3 protein-coding genes are annotated in these 1,899 nt (G+C 36.8%); 1 reads left to right on the top strand and 2 read right to left on the bottom strand.

From position 1 onward, the window contains the following. On the top strand, positions 1–590 hold a 590-nt coding region (locus tag CXF74_RS21240), incomplete at its 5' end, for a DsbA family protein (RefSeq protein WP_101084623.1). Positions 591–737: 147 nt separating this feature from the next. On the opposite strand, the gene CXF74_RS21235 is transcribed toward CXF74_RS21240, so the two are convergent. Next, positions 738–1,265: a cytochrome b gene (locus CXF74_RS21235; RefSeq protein ID WP_232772614.1), complete on the bottom strand. Its 528-nt coding sequence runs from the start codon at positions 1,263–1,265 to the stop codon at positions 738–740. A gap of 118 nt (positions 1,266–1,383) precedes the next feature. After that, the coding region (locus tag CXF74_RS21230; RefSeq protein WP_332870286.1) for a carbohydrate-binding protein at positions 1,384–1,899 on the bottom strand (516 nt) is incomplete at its 5' end.

Raw genomic sequence — 1,899 nt, 5'->3', positions numbered from 1 at the left:
AACAAAAAAATCAACAAGCTAACGGCATTAAAAATGCGGTGATAACGAGGAAAGAAGCCTTACTTAATGATGTAACCTCGCCTTTTACGGGCCTAAAAACAGCAAAAGTAAATGTTATTGAGTTTTTTGATTATCAATGTGTCTATTGTTCGAAAGTCTTGCCTGCTATTGAAAAAATGCAAAAAGAGTTTCCTAACGTAAAATTTATTTATAAAGAAACGCCAATCTTTAGTAAGCGTTGGGAAGCGTCTAAATATGCGGCTCAAATTGGACTCGACGTTTTTGCTCAGAGAGGCTCAAAAGCCTATGCTGATTATCATAATGGCATTTATGCAACGGGCTTAAATGAAGGAAAATTAACCACTACTGTGATAGAGAAAAAAGCAATACTAGCAGGATTGGATATCTCTAAATTTAAAGCGACTGACGTATATGTTAAGAATCTTCAACTATTCTCGCAACTTGGGTTTAGAGGTACGCCTGCATTTATCATTATGCCAACAGACAATGTAACACTGGATAATATCTTTATCGTGAATGGCGCAGATGAAAATTCAGTTCGTGAAGCCATTAAAACGTTGTCGAAATAAGAATTATTTTTAGTGACACTGTAATATATAAGTGTCACTAAAGTTAACAGGCTAATAGTACCCAATGGTAGTAATTTAATATGTACAGATGCCCTGTAGGCCAGTTGTATTAATACCTACAGGCTGTAGCCTATTTTTACATCAGTATTAAATCATCTTTTTCAAAATACGTCTGCCCATAAGTTCATGTTTAATCAAAGCTATTATATGGAATGTTACTAACACGGCTAAGATACGACATGTGTATAGATGCAACACTTCAAAAAAATGGGTAATGCTTAAGTCTTGTATTAGTGGCGATAGTGTAAATAAGTGAAATACAGAGATATTGTTATCCATCATCAAAACACCAGAAATAAGTACAATTGAAATGACTATATAGAGTAAAGTATGCCCGATGTGTGCAAGTTTTTTTTCTAATGGTGAAAAATCAGAGTGGGCATCTGGTACGCCATGTTTTAGGCGAACATAGATGCGATAACAAAATATTGGAATAAACACGACTGTTATCGATACATTGAAATTTAAAATAAATGATTTTATTGTTGGGTTTATTTCAAAAAAGGCAATATATAACCCTGTGATACTTGCCCATAAAATAACAATGGCCGATATCCAATGAAGATACTTCATTGGAGGGGTAAATTGTTCGGTTGAATTTACTGTTTTTTTCATTTTATATACTCTCAATTTTACAGGGAATAGGTTGAATCGAGATGAGCCCCGTTAATTTTCATTAACTAGGCTCATCAAATGTTTTTCACCAAACAAAGTACAAGCAAAGAGCTATAAATTAGCGCCAGACTCCCCATTCACCGGTCGTTCCAGGTTCTTCACCCTTTGTCCACCATTGTGCATTCCATACTTTACCGTTGTAATTTACTTTATCTCCTGCAGTATAGGTAGAACTACTGTCCCAAACTCCTTCTATTGGGGCAACAGGGGGAGTTGGGTCAACGGGGTCAGGGGTAAGACTGCCTTCCAATTTGTTCCAAGCTTTAGTCCATGCATCACCAACTCCTGGCTCATACGCCCAGGCCGCATCACTAGAACACCAAGGAGAAACAGCATCAGAGATATACTCGTAATTAGCTCCCTTATTAGAAACAACATCGCCACCCTTATAAGATGTTCCTGCAACATATTGGTTTGCAGCTGGTAAATTGGGGTCAATAATCGGCGGCAGAATGTCTACTTCTTTAATCAGTGATAACTGATAAGAGAATCCATCTGAAGGGCCGAGTACTCTATTCGCGTAAACATTTCCCGTATCAAACATATAATGATTCATTTCTTCATGCCAAATACC

This window comes from Psychromonas sp. Urea-02u-13, from assembly GCF_002835995.1.
Classification (GTDB): domain Bacteria; phylum Pseudomonadota; class Gammaproteobacteria; order Enterobacterales; family Psychromonadaceae; genus Psychromonas.
This window is presented reverse-complemented; position numbering and strand designations above follow the sequence as displayed.

Excerpts from the sequence above, each read along its gene's own strand:
- CXF74_RS21235 (WP_232772614.1), bottom strand. The coding sequence starts at position 1,265 with ATGAAAAAAACAGTAAATTCAACCGAACAATTTACCCCTCCAATGAAG.